This window comes from Psychrobacter sp. 1U2 (assembly GCF_051847575.1).
The window spans coordinates 1-503 of record NZ_JBPYDC010001896.1 but is presented as its reverse complement, the minus strand read 5'-3'; the positions used below and the strand labels follow the sequence as shown (position 1 = coordinate 503).

Genomic DNA, 503 nt, shown 5'->3' with positions numbered 1-503 from the left:
AGCTATTTTCTACTTTCGTATCCTCATCCTCTGCTGGCATAGCGTTGGCAACATACTGCTGGTTTTCTGCACGAGATTTCGCCAGTGCCTTTGCTTCTGCACTCTCCTGCTCTGCCAAAAACTGCTGAGCGCGCTTCTCTTGTTCTGCAACACGAGCCGCACGTTCTTTTTGCTTTTGTGCCAAGATACGTTTTTCAGTTTCGATATCTGTGGTTAATGGTTCTACAGTTGTTTGTTCAGTTGATGATTTTTCGACGATAGCAGCGGGCGTTGCTGGCTTATCATTAGTACCGATTTGTTGCACCATGGCGTATAGCATGACGCTACCGCCTATAATCATCCCGATGCCCAATAAGGCTTGTCTCGAAAAATTCATCCGTTTACGTCTCTTAGTTGGTTAATAAGGTTGATGGCTAGGCATGACCAGTCTATATCGTCATCTTACTTTACTGCAAAAATTACTGCAAAAATTGTGTCATGTTTATAAAACGCTTTGATTATAA

General features: G+C 42.9%; 1 pseudogene. It reads right to left on the bottom strand.

The annotated features are described in order from the left end of the window. Positions 1-376, bottom strand: a pseudogene (locus tag ACS8FD_RS25005) (peptigoglycan-binding protein LysM); the annotation flags it as partial. Between the last annotated feature and the right edge of the window lie 127 nt (positions 377-503).